Here is a 16,092-nt window from a genome sequence, read left to right on the forward strand (position 1 = left end):
GACACAAGCTGGACGCTTGTTTTCACTCATGGAGGATGAAAATGTTAACCCTTGAAGACACACCCTTTACCCGCACAGGTCCTGCCGAGGCACTGCCACAGTGCCTGGTCGGCACCCTGCTCAACGCCGGACTGAGCGACGTCGACGACAGCGCGGAACACGCCGCCCTGGCCGCCAGCCTCAACTTCAGCATTCAGCAGCAAACCCAGACCAACTGGTGCTGGGCCGCGCTGTCGGCCTCGGTCGGCAACTATTACCGCACCGCTTCCTGGACTCAATGCGGGGTCGCCAACGCGCAACTGGGGCGCGATACCTGCTGCAACCAGCCGGGGCCATGCAACGTCTACGGCTACCTGGACTCGGCCCTGCAAACCACCCGCAGTTTTGGTGGCATGAGCCAGGGTTCGATCCAACTGTCGGCCATCGACAACCAGATCAACATGGGACGCCCCGTTGGCCTGCGCTGTGCCTGGTTTGGCGGCGGCGCGCACTTTCTGGCGATCTATGGCACCAACGGCAGCTACCTGCTGATTGCGGATTCCATCTACGGCTATTCGACCCGTGCCCTGAACACCTTCCCCCGTTCGTACAACGGCGGCGGCAACTGGACCACCACCTACTTCACCCGGAAAAACTAAGGAGGGCAGCATGCAACTGACTTATCCCAAGGCACCCGCCAACGGCGCTCAGGTACTGCGCCCGGCTCTCCAGGCGGCCCTGCAGAGCAAAGGCTTCGGCGTCAACCGCCAGTTCGCCCAGGCCACCGCCAGCAAAGTGAGCCTGTCCGAGCCCTACCGCGGCTACTCGCTGAGCCTGGAAGACCTGGCCCAAGGCAAAGGCCTGCAGCAGGCCACGCTGGGGGACTGGCATTACCTGGTGTTCAGCGACGGAGTCTCGATTGCCGATGCGCAACTGGCGGAAGTCGCCGGCCAGGTCGAGTTCTCGTCGCTGAACCACGGCGCCCTGGCGTCGGCCACGGTCAATGCGCTGAACCTGGCGGAAAAGGCGCCGCACCTCAAAGGCCGGACCTTTGAACTGCGCGTGTTGTTTGTCTCGGCGCTGCATGTCGCGGCGATCTGGCTGCACGCCAGCGATGAAGATGTGCTGATCCCGATCGAACCAACGCCCAAGCACCTGGCGAGCACCAAGCTGTACAGCGAGGCCGCGTTGCTGGCCCTGCTGGCGCCCGCCGCGCAACAAGCGAAGGCGGCGTTCGATGCGGACACCACGGGGCTGTTGGGGAGCTGACCGTTCACCGGGCTGCGGTGAACGGGCGGTTGCAACACTAAAACCCGGAACCGCAGAAACAGCGCCCGCATAAAAAAGCCCCCGGTCACTGACCGGGGGCTTTTGGTTTTAATCGCCTGATGGCGTTACGACGCCGAACGCACCGCGCCCTGTTGGGCATTGTTCGGTTGCAGCTTGAACAGGTAGAACAACGCCGTCAGCAGCACCAGGAACGCCGGCCCCACATACAGCGCCACGCGGGTGTCCGGGAAGTAGGCCATCAGCCCCACCACCAGCACCAGGAACGCCAGGGCCAGATAGGAGCTGACCGGGTACAGCCACATGCGGTACTTCAGGCCGGCACGTTCCGAGGCGCTCAGGCCTTTACGGAACTTGAGCTGGGCCAGGAGGATCATCGCCCAGGTCCAGATCGCGCCGAAGGTGGCGATGGAGGTCACCCAGACGAACACTTTCTCCGGCACCAGGTAGTTGAGCAACACGCCCAGCAGCAAGGCGAAGATCGACAGCAGCAGCGCGCGACGCGGCACGCCGTTGTTCGAGGTCTTGGCGAAACCGGCCGGGGCCTGGCCGTTCTGCGCCAGGCTGTAGAGCATGCGCCCGGTGCTGAAAATGCCACCGTTGCAAGACGACAGCGCGGCGGTGATCACCACGAAGTTGATGATGCCGGCGGCGGTCTTGATGCCCAGGCGCTCGAAGGTCATCACGAACGGGCTGCCCTGGGTGCCGATTTCATTCCACGGGTAGATCGACAGGATCACGAACAGCGCGCCCACATAGAACAGCAGGATGCGCCAGAACACCGAGCCGATGGCGTTGGGAATGGTCTTCTGCGGGTTGCGCGCTTCACCGGCGGTGAGGCCGATCATCTCCACGCCCAGGTAGGCGAACATCACCATCTGCAGGGACATCAGCACGCCGGTCACGCCGTTGGGCATGAAACCGCCGTGGGTCCACAGGTTGGAGATGCCCAGCGCCACGCCGTCATTGCCGAAACCGAAGGCAATGATGCCGACGCCACCGATGACCATGGCGATGATGGTGACGATCTTGATCAGGGCGAACCAGAACTCGAACTCACCGAAGGCCTTGACCGCGATCAGGTTGATCGAGCCCATGCTCACCAGGGCCGCCAGGGCCCAGATCCAGCGCGGCACATCGGGGAACCAGATGCCCATGTACACCGCCACCGCGGTGATTTCCGCGACGCAGGTCACCAGCCACAGGAACCAGTAGTTCCAGCCGGTGAGAAAGCCCGCCAGCGGGCCGAGGTAGTCTTGCGCGTAACGGCTGAAGGAACCCGCGACCGGGTTATGCACGGCCATCTCGCCGAGGGCGCGCATGATCACCAGAATCGCCAGGCCGCCGAGGATGTAGGACAGCATGATGGCCGGGCCGGCCATTTCGATGGCCTTGGCCGAACCGAGGAACAGGCCGACGCCGATACAGGCGCCAAGCGCCATCAAGCGAATATGCCGTTCGCCGAGTTCGCGTTTCAGCGGGCCGCCTTGAGCGGTCTCGCCTTGGGGCAGGTGGTTGCCAACTGGCATAGGGATACAACCTCATCTTGTTATTGGATATGAGCCACCGAGCCTGTGAGGCACGGACGGATAATCCGTGCCAACCAGATCGGATCGACCTTGTGGGCCGACACGTCTTGTAGGACAAATCCTGCAAGATCAGTGGGGCGTGCAGTATAAAAAGCTGACGGCAGGCTTTTTCACTCTATAAACAGCTAAATTCAGAGAGAAATCTCGGTATTTTCCGGTTTCGCGAAGTGGCATTACCTGGAATTTTCGCCGTTTGTCATTTTTGAACGGCGCCGAGTATTGCACAGCCATGGTGCAGCGTCATGCCCCTACCTAGGACCTATTTACCGGTCGCGATAGCTCTATCTCAGGCGTCTTTCGCCTCGCCCTATGCCCTGCAGGAGCGAGCTTGCTCGCGATAAACCCGAGGGCGCCGCGATGCTTCGGATACACCGAATCATCGTTGACGACCGTCGCGAGCAGGCTCGCTCTTACAGGGGGAGGTGAATGCTTTCAGGTCGCGCACAAATTTTTCACCATTGCCCACCACCGTCTAAGCTTCAGACAAGTCCGATCAATCTGCGTGAATGGATCAGTCGACTATGGGTGCTTTGTGGCAGACCGATTCGAGTAAAAAAGTAGTGCCAACTGATCGCGTGGAAGAAGCGCCTATCCCTGAGAAATCCCATTCAAGCCGGCTTTGGTGGCGGCTGTTCTGGCTATTGCTGCTGATGGCGCTGGTCGCCCTGGGCTTTGCCGCGTCCAAGGAAATGCGCACCTCGAAACTGCAGGCGCGCGAGCTCAGCAAGTTCGCCGCGGACCTGAGCTACTCCATGGCGCCCGGCCCCAGCGATGCCATCGTCTACCCCGGCGCCGGGCCCTTCGACAAGCGCCTGGGCTACAGCGCCCTCGATGATTTTCTGGCGCGCCTGCTCAAGCGCGGTTACGTGGTGGAGGCCCAGACCCGCTTCTCCCCCGCCTTGATGAACTACAGCGAAAACGGCTTCTTCGTACCCTATACCGAGAAGATTCAGGCCGGGCTGTCGATCACCGATTGCCGCGCGGCGCCGCTCTATCAATTCAAGTACCCGCAACAGCTCTATTCGAACTTTGCCGCCATCCCGCCGGTGATGGTGCGCAGCCTGCTGTTCATCGAGAACCGCGAGTTGCTCGACCCCGACCAGCCCCTGGCCAACCCGGCGGTGGACTGGCCGCGCTTCGCCAAGGCCGCCTGGTCGCAAGTGGCCAAGCTGCTGCACCTGCCAGGGCAGACGGCGGGCGGCAGTACCCTGGCGACCCAGCTGGAAAAGTACCGGCACTCGCCGGACGGCCTGACCGTGTCCGGCGCGGAAAAGATCCGGCAGATGATTTCCGCCAGCGTGCGTGCCTACCAGGGCGGCCAGCAGACCCTCGAGGCCCGGCGGCGCATCATTCGCGACTACCTCAACAGCGTGCCGCTGTCGGCCGTACCCGGCCACGGTGAGGTGCATGGCATGGCCGAAGGGCTGCGGGTCTGGTACGGCGCCGACTTCACCCAGGTCAACGAGCAGCTGGCGAGCACCGCCAGCGATCCGCAGAGCCTGGCGCAACGCGGCCTGGCCCTGCGCCAGGTGCTGTCGTTGATGATCGCCCAGCGCCGGCCTTCGCATTACCTGTCCAAGGGCCGCCGGGAACTGGCCGAACTCACCGACAGCCATATCCGCCTGCTGACCCAGAATGGCGTGATCGATACGCCACTGTCCGAAGCCGCCCTGGCCAGCAAGGCCACCTTCCGCGACTGGGTGCAGCAACCGACGATCCAGCCGATCGAAACCAACAAGGGCATCAGCGTCGCCCGCAGTCGCCTGGCCGGCTTGCTCAACCGGCCGCTGTACGACCTCGATCGCCTCGACCTGTCCGCCACCAGCACCCTGCAAAGCGACCTGCAACGCCAGGCCACCGAGTACCTCAAGCACCTGGCCGACCCGGTGTTCGCCGCCGAGATCGGCCTGCTCGGCGAACGCCTGCTGACACCGACCAGCACCACCCAGGTGCGCTACAGCTTCACCCTGCTCGAGCTGACGCCGGACGGTTCGCGGGTGCGGGTCCAGACCGACAGCACCGACCAGCCCTTCGACATCAACGAAGGCAGCAAGCTGGAGTTGGGCTCCACCGCCAAGCTGCGGGTCCTGACCACCTACCTGCAGATCATTGCCGAACTGTACGAGCAGTACGGCGCCGAAACCCCGGCGGTGCTGAAGAAAGTCGAGATCGCCGAACAGGACCGCCTGAGCCGCTGGGCCGTGGACTACCTGATCCAGAACAGCGACCGCAGCCTGCCGAAAATGCTCGAGGCGGCCCTGGACCGCAAATACTCGGCCAGCCCCGGCGAGAGTTTTTTCACCGGCGGCGGGCTGCACACCTTTCATAACTTCCGCAAGGAAGACAACGGCCGCATACCGACCCTGCGCGACGCCCTGCGCGAGTCGATCAACCTGCCCTTCATCCGCCTGATGCGCGACCTGGTGCGCTACAGCACCTATGCCGGCCCGAGCAACAGCGCCAACCTGCTCAAGGACGACGGCGACCCGCGGCGCCAGGAATACCTGGCCAAGTTCGCCGACCGCGAGGGCACTTCTTTCCTCCTGCGGTTCTGGAAGAAATACCGCAACAAGGACACCCAGGCGCGCCTGGACACCTTCCTCGACAGCATGCACCCGACGCCGATCCGCCTGGCGGCCGTGCACCGCTACCTGCTGCCGGAAGCCAGCCAGGAGAGTTTCAACAGTTTCGTGCGCTCGCACCTCAAGGGCGCCAAGCTCACGGAGAAACTCACCGACGAACGCCTGGACAAGCTCTATTACAGCTACGGCCCCGGCTCCTACGACCTGCCCGACCAGGGCTACATCGCCAAGGTGCACCCGCTGGACCTGTGGCTGCTCGGCTACCTGCTGAACCACCCCGACGCCAAGTTCAGCGAGATCGTCAAAGCCAGCGAATTCGAGCGCCAGGAGGTCTACAGCTGGCTGTTCAAGAGCCGGCACAAGAGCGCGCGGGACAGCCGCATCCGCACCATGCTGGAGATCGAGGCGTTCCTCGACATTCACCAGCGCTGGCAGAAAGTCGGTTATCCGTTCGACCATCTGGTGCCCTCGCTGGCGACCGCCATCGGCAGTTCCGGCGATCGCCCCGCGGCGCTGGCCGAACTGGTCGGCACCATCCTCAACGACGGCGTGCGCATGCCGACCCTGCGCATCGACAGCCTGCATTTCGCCGCCGATACGCCGTATGAAACCAAGCTGGTCAACGACCCGGCCGAGGGCAAGCGGGTGATGCCTTCGGAAGTGGCCACGGCGCTGCGCGGCGCCCTGTCGCAAGTGGTGGATGCCGGTACCGCCAAGCGCCTCTCCGGCAGCTTCAAGCTGGCCGACGGCACGCCGCTGGCCATGGGCGGCAAGACCGGCACCGGCGACAACCGTATCGAGGCCATCGGCTCCGGCGGACGGATCCTCAGTTCGAAATCCATCAACCGCACCGCCACCTTCGTGTTCTATATCGGCGAACACCACTTCGGCACCCTGACCGCCTATGTGCCGGGCGTCTCGGCGCAAGCCTTCAAGTTCACCTCGGCCTTGCCGGTCCAGGTGCTCAAGGGCATGGCGCCGATCCTCACGCCGTACCTGCAACCGGGCAGCAACACCCAATGCCTGGGCAGCCTGGCCCAACGCTGAAACCTCCCCCCACAACGTAGCCGCCTGTAGCCTCTGCCGAGCCCGCGAGGTTGCGATCGGCTGCGTAGCGGCCGCAAACCGGGCAACCCCGTTGCTCCAGATATCACTGCGGAGGCCGTTTTGCGAGGACTGCGTCCTCGATCGCAGCCTCGCAGGCTCGGCAGCGGCTAAGGACTGTCTCGATTCTCCCCCTCTGCGACAAACGGCTGGTGCGGCCAGCACGGAAGTACTTGCGTGGCATTTAAGATATATCTTAAGTTATGTCTTAACCAAACAGGAGAAAGAGAAAATGAGAGAACACCACCATCCCCACCGCGAGTACGGCGACGGCCACGACGGTTTCGAGAAACGCCCCGGGCGCGAACGCGGCGGCCGCGGCCCGCGGGTCTTCGCCCCCGGCGACCTGAAGCTGCTGTTGCTGGCGTTGATCGCCGAGCAGCCGTGCCACGGCTACGACCTGATCCGCCAGATCGAAGGCATGTTCGATGGCGCCTACAGCCCCAGCCCGGGCGTGATCTACCCGACCCTGACCTTCCTCGAAGAGAGCGAACTGATCAGCGGCGATGCCGAAGGCGGGAAAAAACGCTACAGCGTGACCGAGGCCGGCCGTCTGTCCTTACAGGACCAGGCGATTGCCCTGGATGGCGTGCGCATGCGCATCGACGTCAGCAAGCGCTCGCTGCGCGGCCACGATCGCCCGGCGGAAATCCACGAGGCGGTGCACAACCTGCGCCACGCCCTGCAAATGCACCATGGTCGCTGGAACCCGCAAGAAATCCTGCGCGTCCGCGACCTGCTGAACAACACCGCCCGCGCCATCGTCGACGGCCCGGCCCCCTCTTCCACTCAGGAGTCAGCTGAATGACCGCAGACACTTCGCCATCGATTCATCGGGTCAGCCACGAGATCAAACGCCGCCGCCTGGAAGTACTGCGGGTGGTCGACCTGACCCCGCGCATGCGCCGCATCACCCTGGGCGGGCCGGAACTCGCCGGCTTCATCAGCCTGGGCAGCGACGACCATATAAAGCTGCTGTTCCCGCAGAACGCCGAACAGCAGGCGGCCCTGGAAACCCTGGTGTTGGGCCCAGGCAAGGACAACGGCGCGATGCCGGCCATGCGCGACTACACGCCACGGCGCTACGACCTGGACATCGGTGAACTGGATATCGATTTCGTGCTGCACGGCGACGGCCCTGCCTCGACCTGGGCCGAGCAGGCCAGGCCCGGTCAGTTCCTGCATATCGGCGGGCCGCGCGGCTCGATGATCGTGCCGGACATCTTCGACAGCTACCTGCTGATCGGCGATGAAACCGCGCTGCCGGCGATTGCCCGGCGCCTGGAAGAATTGCCGGCCGGGCGCCGGGTGCTGGCGGTGATCGAGATCCAGGACGCGGCCGAGCGCCAGGGGCTGGCGAGCGCGGCGCAGGTCGAGGTGGTCTGGGTCGAACGCGACGGCGGCCAGCAGGACCTGATCGGCACCGTGCGCGGGCTGCAGGTACCCAGCGGCAAGCTGTATGCCTGGGTGGCCACGGAAAGCAAAGTCTCGCGGCAGATTCGCCGGGTACTGCTGGACGAGCACCGGCTCGACGACGAGTTCGTCAAGGCCGCCGGTTATTGGCGCCTGGACAGTAGCGAGGACGAATAAAAGCGGCGGTCTGGCCGCCTATCGCGAGCAAGCTCGCTCCTGCAATGTCCGCGTAACAGCCCTGTAGGAGCGAGCTTGCTCGCGATAACAATCTCTCCGTCACCCAACGACTCAAGCCCTGCGCTGCCCCGCCCAGCGATCCACAGCCACGAACAACAGCGCCACCAGCACAAACCCCACCAGAATCCCCAGCGCATTCACGAACGCCTGCGCATAGCCCAGCTTGCCCACGTCGACAAAAGGATAGGGATACAGCCCCAGCACATGCCCGCGCAGCAGCACATAAGCGAAGTACAGCAGCGGGTAGAGCATCCATCCGGCGACATGCCGCAGTCCCAGGCGCCCCTTGGGCACGCAGCACCACCAGTAGACGAGAAACAGCAGCGGCATCACGTCGTGCAGCAACTCGTCCGCCACCAACTGCCAGCCCTGGGGATGCCACAGGTGACGCAGCAACAGGCTGTACGCCAGCCCCACCACCACAATGCTGACCGCGATACCGCTGCTGACCCAGGGTTGCAGAAAGAACCGCTGCCCGCGCGAGCTGCGCAGGTTCAAGGCGCAGGTCAGCACCACCGCCACCAGGGTGTTGGTGAGCACGGTGAAGAAACTGAAAAAGTTGATCAGCCCGCCCAGCAGGCTGGCGTCCACCGTCCAGCGCAGATGAAGGATCAGGTACAGCTGGATCGTCAGCCCCAACCAGCCGAGCAACGCGGCCAGCGCGGTGAACAGCCGTTTGCCGCCTGAAGGAAAAACCGGCTCGACAGCCATCGAAGGTCCTTAGAGCGGGCGTTTGGTGCGCTGCAGTTTCACGTACAGCTGCTCGACTTTCTCCCGCGCCCAGGGCGTCTTGCGCAAGAAGGTCAGGCTCGACTTGATGCTCGGGTCGCTCTTGAAGCAACGGATATCGATGCGCTCGGCCAACCCCTGCCATTCGTAGTGTTCTACCAGCGCCTTGAGGATCTGTTCCAGGGTGACGCCGTGCAGCGGGTCGTTGTTCGTTGCAGTCATGCCGGGCCTTTGAGCAAGAGAAAAAGGAAGTCGCGCACCTTAGCCGAGGGTTCGATCCGGTGGAAGGGCGAACACTCATCAACTGTAGCCGCTGCCGCAGGCTGCGATAGCGCCGAAGGCGCTCATGCACCTGAGATCGCCGCGAGCGTTCCGCTCCTGCGGCAGCGGCTACATCGGAACGAATGCCCCCCTTCTCCTGAAAAAGTTCCTTCCTTTTTGCGCCGAAAGAGATGTTATATTGTATCAATACAAAACAAACCCCTGATCCAGACACCTCGCCGTGTCACGCCTGTTCTCTTTTGACTCAAAAGCGCACAGCCTCGCGCTTGCCAAGGAATGACCGATGTCCCTCTCTGCCCCCCGCCCTTCTCGCTCTTCATTCTGGCGCCTGACGCCGCTGTCCGCCGCCTTGCTGCTCGCCTCCCAGGCCCACGCCCTGGAGCTGCAACCGCAGGTCATCACCGCCAACCCCCTGGGCAGCCAGCAAACGGCAGCACCGAGCACGGTACTGGAAGGCGACGACCTGACCCTGCAACAACAAGGCAGCCTCGGCGAAACCCTGAATAAACAGCCGGGCGTGTCTTCGTCCTACTTTGGCCCGGGCGCCAGCCGGCCGATCATTCGCGGCCTGGACGGCGATCGTATTCGCCTGCTGCGCAACGGTGTCGGCGCCCTGGATGCATCGTCGCTGTCCTACGACCACGCCGTGCCGCTGGACCCGGTCAACGTCGAGCGCATCGAGATCGTCCGTGGCCCGGCCGCCCTGCTGTATGGCGGCAGCGCCATCGGCGGCGTGGTCAACACCTTCGACAACCGCATCCCCACCGCCGCCATCGAAGGCATCCACGGTGCCGGTGAATTGCGCTATGGCGGTGCCGACACCACCCGCAGCAGCGCGGGCAAGCTGGAAGCCGGCAACGGCACCTTCGCCTTGCACCTGGACGCCAACTCGCGGCAATTCAACGACCTGAAAATCCCCGGCTACGCCCGCAGCCGCCACGCCCCAGCGAGTGAAGACGGCGATGGCAAAAAGGGCCGCCTGGGCAACAGCGACGGCCGTCAGGACGGCGGTGCCATCGGCGGTTCCTACACCTGGGACGACGGTTACGCCGGGCTGTCCTACAGCAACTACGACTCCAACTACGGCTCGCCCGCCGAAGACGACGTGCGCATCCGCATGAAGCAGGATCACTACGCCTTCGCCTCGGAACTGCGCAACCTCGACGGCCCTTTCAGCTCGCTGAAATTCGACGCCGGCTACACCGATTACGAGCACCGCGAAATCGAAGGCGGCGAGACCGGCACCATTTTCAAGAACAAGGGTTACGAAGCCCGGGTCGAAGCGCGCCACCAGCCCCTCGGCCCACTCAATGGGGTGATCGGCACCCAGGTCAGCCGCAGCGAATTTTCCGCGCTCGGCGAAGAAGCCTTCGTGCCCCAGACCGATACCGACAGCGCCGCGCTGTTCATCCTCGAAGAATTGCAGGCCACCGAACGCCTGAAACTCAGCCTCGGCGGGCGCCTGGAACACACCCGCGTCGACCCGGACAGCAAAGGCAACGAGCGCTTCAGCCAGGCCGACAGCTCCAACAGCTTCACCGCCGGCAGCCTGTCGTCCGGCGCGGTCTACACCCTGACGCCGATCTGGTCCGTGGCCGCCACCCTGGGCTACACCGAACGCGCGCCAACCTTCTACGAGCTGTATGCCAACGGCGCCCACGTGGCCACCGGCACCTATGAAGTCGGCGACGCCAACCTGTCGAAAGAAAAAGCCGTGTCCAGCGACCTGGCCCTGCGTTTCGACAACGGCACCCACAAAGGCAGCGTCGGGGTGTTCTACAGCCACTTCTCCAACTACATCGGGCTGCTCGGCAGCGGTCGCACCCTCAACGATGAAGGCGAGGAAGACGCCGGCGGCATGCCGGAATACACCTACTCCGGAGTCCGCGCGCGGTTTGCCGGGATCGAGGCCCAGGACCACTGGAAGCTCGGCGAAAGCGCCTACGGCAAGTTCGCCCTGGAACTGTCCGGCGACTACACCCGCGCCAAGAACCTGGACAACGGCGAAGCCCTGCCACGCATCGCGCCGCTGCGCCTGAACAGCGGCCTGCTGTGGGAACTGGATCGCTGGCAGGCACGCATCGATGTCGAACACGCCGCCAGCCAGCGTCGTGTGCCGGACAACGAAAGCGACACCGACGGCTACACCACCCTGGGCGCCAGCGCCGGTTACCACTTCGACATCGGCAGCAGCCAGTGGCTGGCCTTCGTCAAGGGCGAGAACCTGACCAACCAGACCGTGCGCTACGCCAGCTCGATCCTGCGCGACATCGCCCCGGCCCAGGGGCGCAGCATCGAGGTCGGCTTGCGCACCACCTTCTGAGGCTCTGACCCGCGACGGCCTGCAACGGGCCGTCGCGCCACGGCTTTCCTGGCGTTCATCGCGCCAGCAGGCCCCGTGCTCCAGGCGGAGAGGCAGTACTGTTACCGAATCCGAAATGATTCATGTCAACAAAAGCCCTTTCTCTCGCCTGGCCCCTGATTTATTCTTCGCGCCGCTCAGGCTGAAACCTTTAATCCTGCCCTTTGAATCAGCTGTATTAACGTGCTCGCACTGCCGCGAACCGAGCCACGTCGAGCCTTTGCTTGCCTGCCCATTTCCTTGAATAAGACCAAGACTTCACCTATGCCAGACGTTCAAACCTTTAAAGACAGCGCTGTCTCTCGCCCTGCCGCCCTGCACCAAACCATGACCCTGCTCGGCGCCCTCGGCCTGGCCACCTGCGCCCAGGCCGCGCCGGCCTTCGACAGTGAGTCCCCGTGGATGCTCGGCGACTGGAATGGCAACCGCACCGAGCTGGCGAAAAAAGGCTACGACTTCAAGATCGACTTCGTCGGCGAAATGGGCGCCAACCTGCATGGCGGTTACGACCATGACCGTACCGCGCGCTTCAGCGACCAGTTCGCCTTCGGCAGCCACCTGGACCTGGGCAAGATCCTCGGCTGGAACGATGCCGAGTTCCAACTGACCATCACCAAGCGCGACGGCGACAACATCAGCAACGACCGCATCAACGACCCGCGGGTCGGTGGCTTCACCTCGGCCCAGGAAGTCTGGGGCCGCGGCCAGACCTGGCGCCTGACGCAGATGTGGTACCAGCAGAAATTCTTCGACCAGAAACTCGATATCAAGGTCGGCCGGTTCGGCCAGGGCGAAGACTTCAACAGCTTCCCCTGCGACTTCCAGAACCTGGCGTTCTGCGGCTCCCAGGTCGGCAACTGGGCCGGTAGCGTCTGGTACAACTGGCCGGTCAGCCAGTGGGCGCTGCGGGTCAAATATCACCTGACCCCTGAGCTCTACGCGCAGATCGGCGCCTATGAGCAGAACCCGTCCAACCTCGAGCGCGGCAACGGCTTCAAGCTCAGCGGCAGCGGCACCCAGGGCACCCTGCTGCCGGTGGAGCTGGTGTGGACGCCGAAGCTCAATGGCCTGCCGGGTGAATACCGCGCCGGTTACTACTACAGCAGCGCCAAGGCCAGCGACGTGTACAAGGACAGCAACGGCCAGCCGGCGGCCTTGAGCGGCGAGGCCTATCGCAGCAGTTCGAGCAAGCACGGCCTGTGGCTGGGCGCGCAACAGCAGATCACCAGCCTGGCCAGCGACCACTCGCGCGGCTTGAGCCTGTTCGCCAACGCGACGATGCACGACAAGAAGACTAACGCCATCGACAACTACGTCCAGGCCGGCCTGGTCTACAAGGGCCTGTTCGATGCTCGCGCCAAGGACGACATCGGCTTCGCCATGGCCCGGGTCCACGTCAACCCGGCCTACCGCAAGAACGCCGAAGCGACCAACCAGGCCAACCTCATCCAGGACTACGACAACCCGGCCTACCTGCCGCCCCAGGACACCGAATACAGCGCCGAGCTGTACTACGGCGTGCATGTCACTAATTGGCTGACCGTGCGCCCGAACCTGCAATACATCCGCCACCCGGGTGGCGTGGACAAGGTCGACGACGCGCTGATCGGTGGGATCAAGATCCAGAGCTCGTTCTGAGGCGCACCGGCAACGCGCCCAATCTGAATAAAACTGTTTTTCCCAAACACTGCTGAACCATGCCCGCGCCTGATCGTCATCTACAGTGAACAAGCGCGGGACTACCTTAAACGTCACGGAGAACCACACTATGAGCACTGAGGGTGCTTCAAGTCCGAGCCGCCTGCTGCCGAGCCTGCTCGGTATCTTGCTGCTGCTAATGGGCCTGGCCATGCTGGCCGGGGGGATCAAGCTGAGCATGCTCGGCGGCTCGCTGTACTACCTGTTGGCCGGTATCGGCCTGATCATCAGCGGCATCCTGCTGCTGGCCGGTCGTAGTGCCGCGCTGCTCGTCTACGGGGTGGTGCTGTTCGCCAGCTCCGTCTGGGCACTGTGGGAAGTCGGCCTGGACTGGTGGCAACTGGTGCCACGCCTGTCGCTGTTCTTTGCCCTGGGTGTGGTTCTGCTGCTGCCGTGGTTCCGTCGTCCGCTGCTGCGCAACGGCCCGGCGCCTGTGAGCACCGCGGTACTGGGCGTGGCCGTGGTCCTGGCCGGCGGTGCCGCGATCAACAGCCAGTTCACCAATCCGGGCGAGATCTCGGGCGAACTGGGCCGTGCAAGCGCCGACACCACCAGCGCCGCGCCGACCATGCCCGAAGGCGACTGGCAGGCATATGGCCGCACCGAGTTCGGCGACCGCTACTCGCCGCTGACCCAGATCACTCCGGCCAACATCGGCAAGCTGCAGGAAGCCTGGCGCATCCGCACCGGCGACATGCCGACCGCCAAGGACCCGGTGGAAATCACCAACCAGAACACCCCGCTGAAGGTCAACGGCATGCTCTATGCCTGCACCGCCCACAGCCAGGTGCTGGCGCTGGACCCGGACACCGGCAAGGAAATCTGGCGTTTCGACCCGAAAATCCAGGGCCCGAACGGCGATGACTTCCGTGGCTGGGCACACATGACCTGCCGCGGCGTGTCGTACTACGACGAAGCCAGCTTCAACAAAAGCGACGCCATCAGCACTCCGGCCAGCCTCTCGGCCGCCGGCCAGGCGATCGCCGCCAGCTGCCCGCGTCGCCTGTTCCTGCCGACCGCCGACGCGCGCCTGATCGCGATCAACGCCGACACCGGCAAGGTCTGCGAAGACTTCGGCAACAAAGGCGCCGTGGACCTGAAGGCCGGTATCGGCCCGTTCACCCCGGGCGGCTACTACTCGACGTCGCCAGCCGCCATCACCCGTAACCTGGTGATCATCGGCGGCCACGTGACCGACAACGAGTCGACCAACGAACCGTCCGGCGTGATCCGCGCCTTCGACGTGCACGACGGTCATCTGGTGTGGAACTGGGACGCCGGCAACCCCGACGTCACCACGCCGCTGCCGGAAGGCCAGACCTACACCCGCAACTCGCCGAACATGTGGTCCCTGGCCAGCGTCGACGAGAAGCTGGGCCTGGTCTACCTGCCGCTGGGCAACCAGATGCCTGACCAATGGGGTGGCAACCGCACCGCGGGCGCCGAGAAGTTCAGCGCCGGCACCGTGGCCCTGGACATCGACACCGGCAAGCTGCGCTGGAACTACCAGTTCACCCACCATGACCTGTGGGACATGGACGTGGGCAGCCAGCCGACCCTGGTGGACATGAAGACCGTGGACGGCATCAAGCCGGCGCTGATCCAGCCGACCAAGCAAGGCAGCCTGTATGTGCTGGACCGTCGCGACGGCACCCCGATCGTGCCGATCCAGGAAGTACCGGCGCCGGGCGGTGCGGTCGAAGGTGACCACACTGCGCCGACCCAGGCCCGTTCGGACCTGAACCTGCTGCCGCCGCCGCTGGAAGAGAAAGGCATGTGGGGCGCCACGCCGTTCGACCAGATGCTGTGCCGCATCCAGTTCAAGGAACTGCGCTACGAAGGCCAATACACCCCGCCGTCGATCCAGGGCAGCCTGGTCTACCCGGGTAACGTCGGTGTGTTCAACTGGGGCAGCGTGTCGATCGACCCGGTCCGCCACCTGCTGTTCACCAGCCCGAACTACATGGCCTTCGTTTCCAAGCTGGTGCCGCGCGCCGAAGTCGCCGCCGGCAGCAAGCGCGAAAGCGAAACCTCCGGTGTGCAACCCAACACTGGCGCGCCGTACGCGGTGATCATGCATCCGTTCATGTCGCCGTTCGGCGTACCTTGCCAGGCCCCGGCCTGGGGCTACGTGGCCGGTATCGACCTGACCACCAACAAAGTGGTGTGGAAGCACAAGAACGGCACCAGCCGCGACAGCTCGCCAGTACCGATCGGCCTGCCCATCGGCGTGCCGAGCATGGGCGGCTCGATGGTCACCGCCGGCGGCGTGGGCTTCCTCAGCGGCACCCTGGACCAGTACATCCGCGGTTATGACGTGAACAACGGCAAGGAACTGTGGAAGTCGCGCCTGCCAGCGGGCGGCCAGGCCACGCCGATGAGCTACACCGGCAAGGATGGCAAGCAGTACGTGCTGGTGGTCGTGGGTGGCCACGGCTCGCTGGGCACCAAGATGGGCGACTACATCATCGCCTACAAACTGTCGGAATAAGCGTTACCGGCGGTGAATGAAAAGGCGGCTACCTGCGGGTAGCCGCCTTTTTTTGTGGGTGGGGTTTGGGGGGAGTGTCTTTGGCCTTTCATTTTGTATTGCCCGGCCTGACGTCATCGCGAGCAAGCTCGCTCCTACAAGGACGATGTAATACCTGTAGGAGCGAGCTTGCTCGCGATAGGGCCCGCCCAACCACCACCAGCCTCCCGGGCGATAACGATTCATGTAGCCGCTGCCGCAGGCTGCGATCGGCCGGTACGGCCGTGGCGTTCTGAAGGCTGCAGGGAGTTTGGCGCAAGATCGGGAACCAAGGCCCTGCGGGCCTTATCGCAGCCTCGC

At 64.0% G+C, this 16,092-nt stretch carries 11 protein-coding genes; 8 read left to right on the forward strand and 3 right to left on the reverse strand.

All coding sequences use genetic code 11. From position 1 onward, the window contains the following. The first annotated feature begins 41 nt into the window (after window positions 1-41). Both BM019_RS03355 and BM019_RS03360 read left to right on the forward strand, forming a co-directional pair. Window positions 42-638, forward strand: a complete 597-nt coding sequence (locus BM019_RS03355) for a papain-like cysteine protease family protein (protein ID WP_092417599.1) — start codon at window positions 42-44, stop codon at window positions 636-638. Between the two features lie 10 nt (window positions 639-648). Continuing rightward, the gene (locus BM019_RS03360; RefSeq protein WP_007923139.1) at window positions 649-1,248 is read left to right on the forward strand and encodes a hypothetical protein; all 600 of its coding nucleotides are present in this window, start codon (window positions 649-651) and stop codon (window positions 1,246-1,248) included. Between the two features lie 125 nt (window positions 1,249-1,373). On the opposite strand, the gene BM019_RS03365 is transcribed toward BM019_RS03360, so the two are convergent. Next, window positions 1,374-2,795 (reverse strand): amino acid permease, encoded by a 1,422-nt coding sequence (locus BM019_RS03365; protein ID WP_092417600.1) that lies wholly within the window; start codon window positions 2,793-2,795, stop codon window positions 1,374-1,376. A gap of 581 nt (window positions 2,796-3,376) precedes the next feature. Between BM019_RS03365 and BM019_RS03370 the strand changes: the two genes are divergently transcribed. From BM019_RS03370 to BM019_RS03380, 3 genes are all read left to right on the forward strand, one after another. After that, entirely contained in the window at window positions 3,377-6,484 is a 3,108-nt protein-coding gene (locus BM019_RS03370; protein WP_085532210.1) for a transglycosylase domain-containing protein, read from the forward strand. Between the two features lie 289 nt (window positions 6,485-6,773). Next, the gene (locus BM019_RS03375; RefSeq protein WP_009045406.1) at window positions 6,774-7,349 is read left to right on the forward strand and encodes a PadR family transcriptional regulator; all 576 of its coding nucleotides are present in this window, start codon (window positions 6,774-6,776) and stop codon (window positions 7,347-7,349) included. Continuing rightward, entirely contained in the window at window positions 7,346-8,131 is a 786-nt protein-coding gene (locus BM019_RS03380; protein ID WP_092417601.1) for a siderophore-interacting protein, read from the forward strand. Before BM019_RS03375 ends, BM019_RS03380 begins: the two co-directional genes overlap by 4 nt. A gap of 111 nt (window positions 8,132-8,242) precedes the next feature. On the opposite strand, the gene BM019_RS03385 is transcribed toward BM019_RS03380, so the two are convergent. Both BM019_RS03385 and BM019_RS03390 read right to left on the reverse strand, forming a co-directional pair. Next, complete coding sequence (locus tag BM019_RS03385; protein ID WP_092417602.1) at window positions 8,243-8,902, reverse strand: Pr6Pr family membrane protein; 660 nt, start codon at window positions 8,900-8,902, stop codon at window positions 8,243-8,245. 9 nt (window positions 8,903-8,911) lie between these two features. Beyond that, window positions 8,912-9,142, reverse strand: a complete 231-nt coding sequence (locus BM019_RS03390) for a VF530 family protein (protein ID WP_007923118.1) — start codon at window positions 9,140-9,142, stop codon at window positions 8,912-8,914. Between the two features lie 343 nt (window positions 9,143-9,485). On the opposite strand from BM019_RS03390, the gene BM019_RS03395 reads away from it, so the two are divergent. The 3 genes from BM019_RS03395 (at window position 9,486) to BM019_RS03405 (ending at window position 15,753) form a co-directional block, all read left to right on the forward strand. Then, a complete protein-coding gene (locus BM019_RS03395; protein WP_092417603.1) occupies window positions 9,486-11,525 on the forward strand; it encodes a TonB-dependent receptor in 2,040 nt (679 codons plus the stop codon). A gap of 303 nt (window positions 11,526-11,828) precedes the next feature. Next, complete coding sequence (locus BM019_RS03400; protein WP_062824758.1) at window positions 11,829-13,202, forward strand: carbohydrate porin; 1,374 nt, start codon at window positions 11,829-11,831, stop codon at window positions 13,200-13,202. A gap of 130 nt (window positions 13,203-13,332) precedes the next feature. Then, window positions 13,333-15,753 (forward strand): glucose/quinate/shikimate family membrane-bound PQQ-dependent dehydrogenase, encoded by a 2,421-nt coding sequence (locus BM019_RS03405; protein WP_092417604.1) that lies wholly within the window; start codon window positions 13,333-13,335, stop codon window positions 15,751-15,753. Window positions 15,754-16,092 lie beyond the last annotated feature (339 nt).

The organism is Pseudomonas sp. NFPP07 (genome assembly GCF_900115645.1).
GTDB classification, from domain to species: Bacteria; Pseudomonadota; Gammaproteobacteria; order Pseudomonadales; family Pseudomonadaceae; genus Aquipseudomonas; species Aquipseudomonas chlororaphis.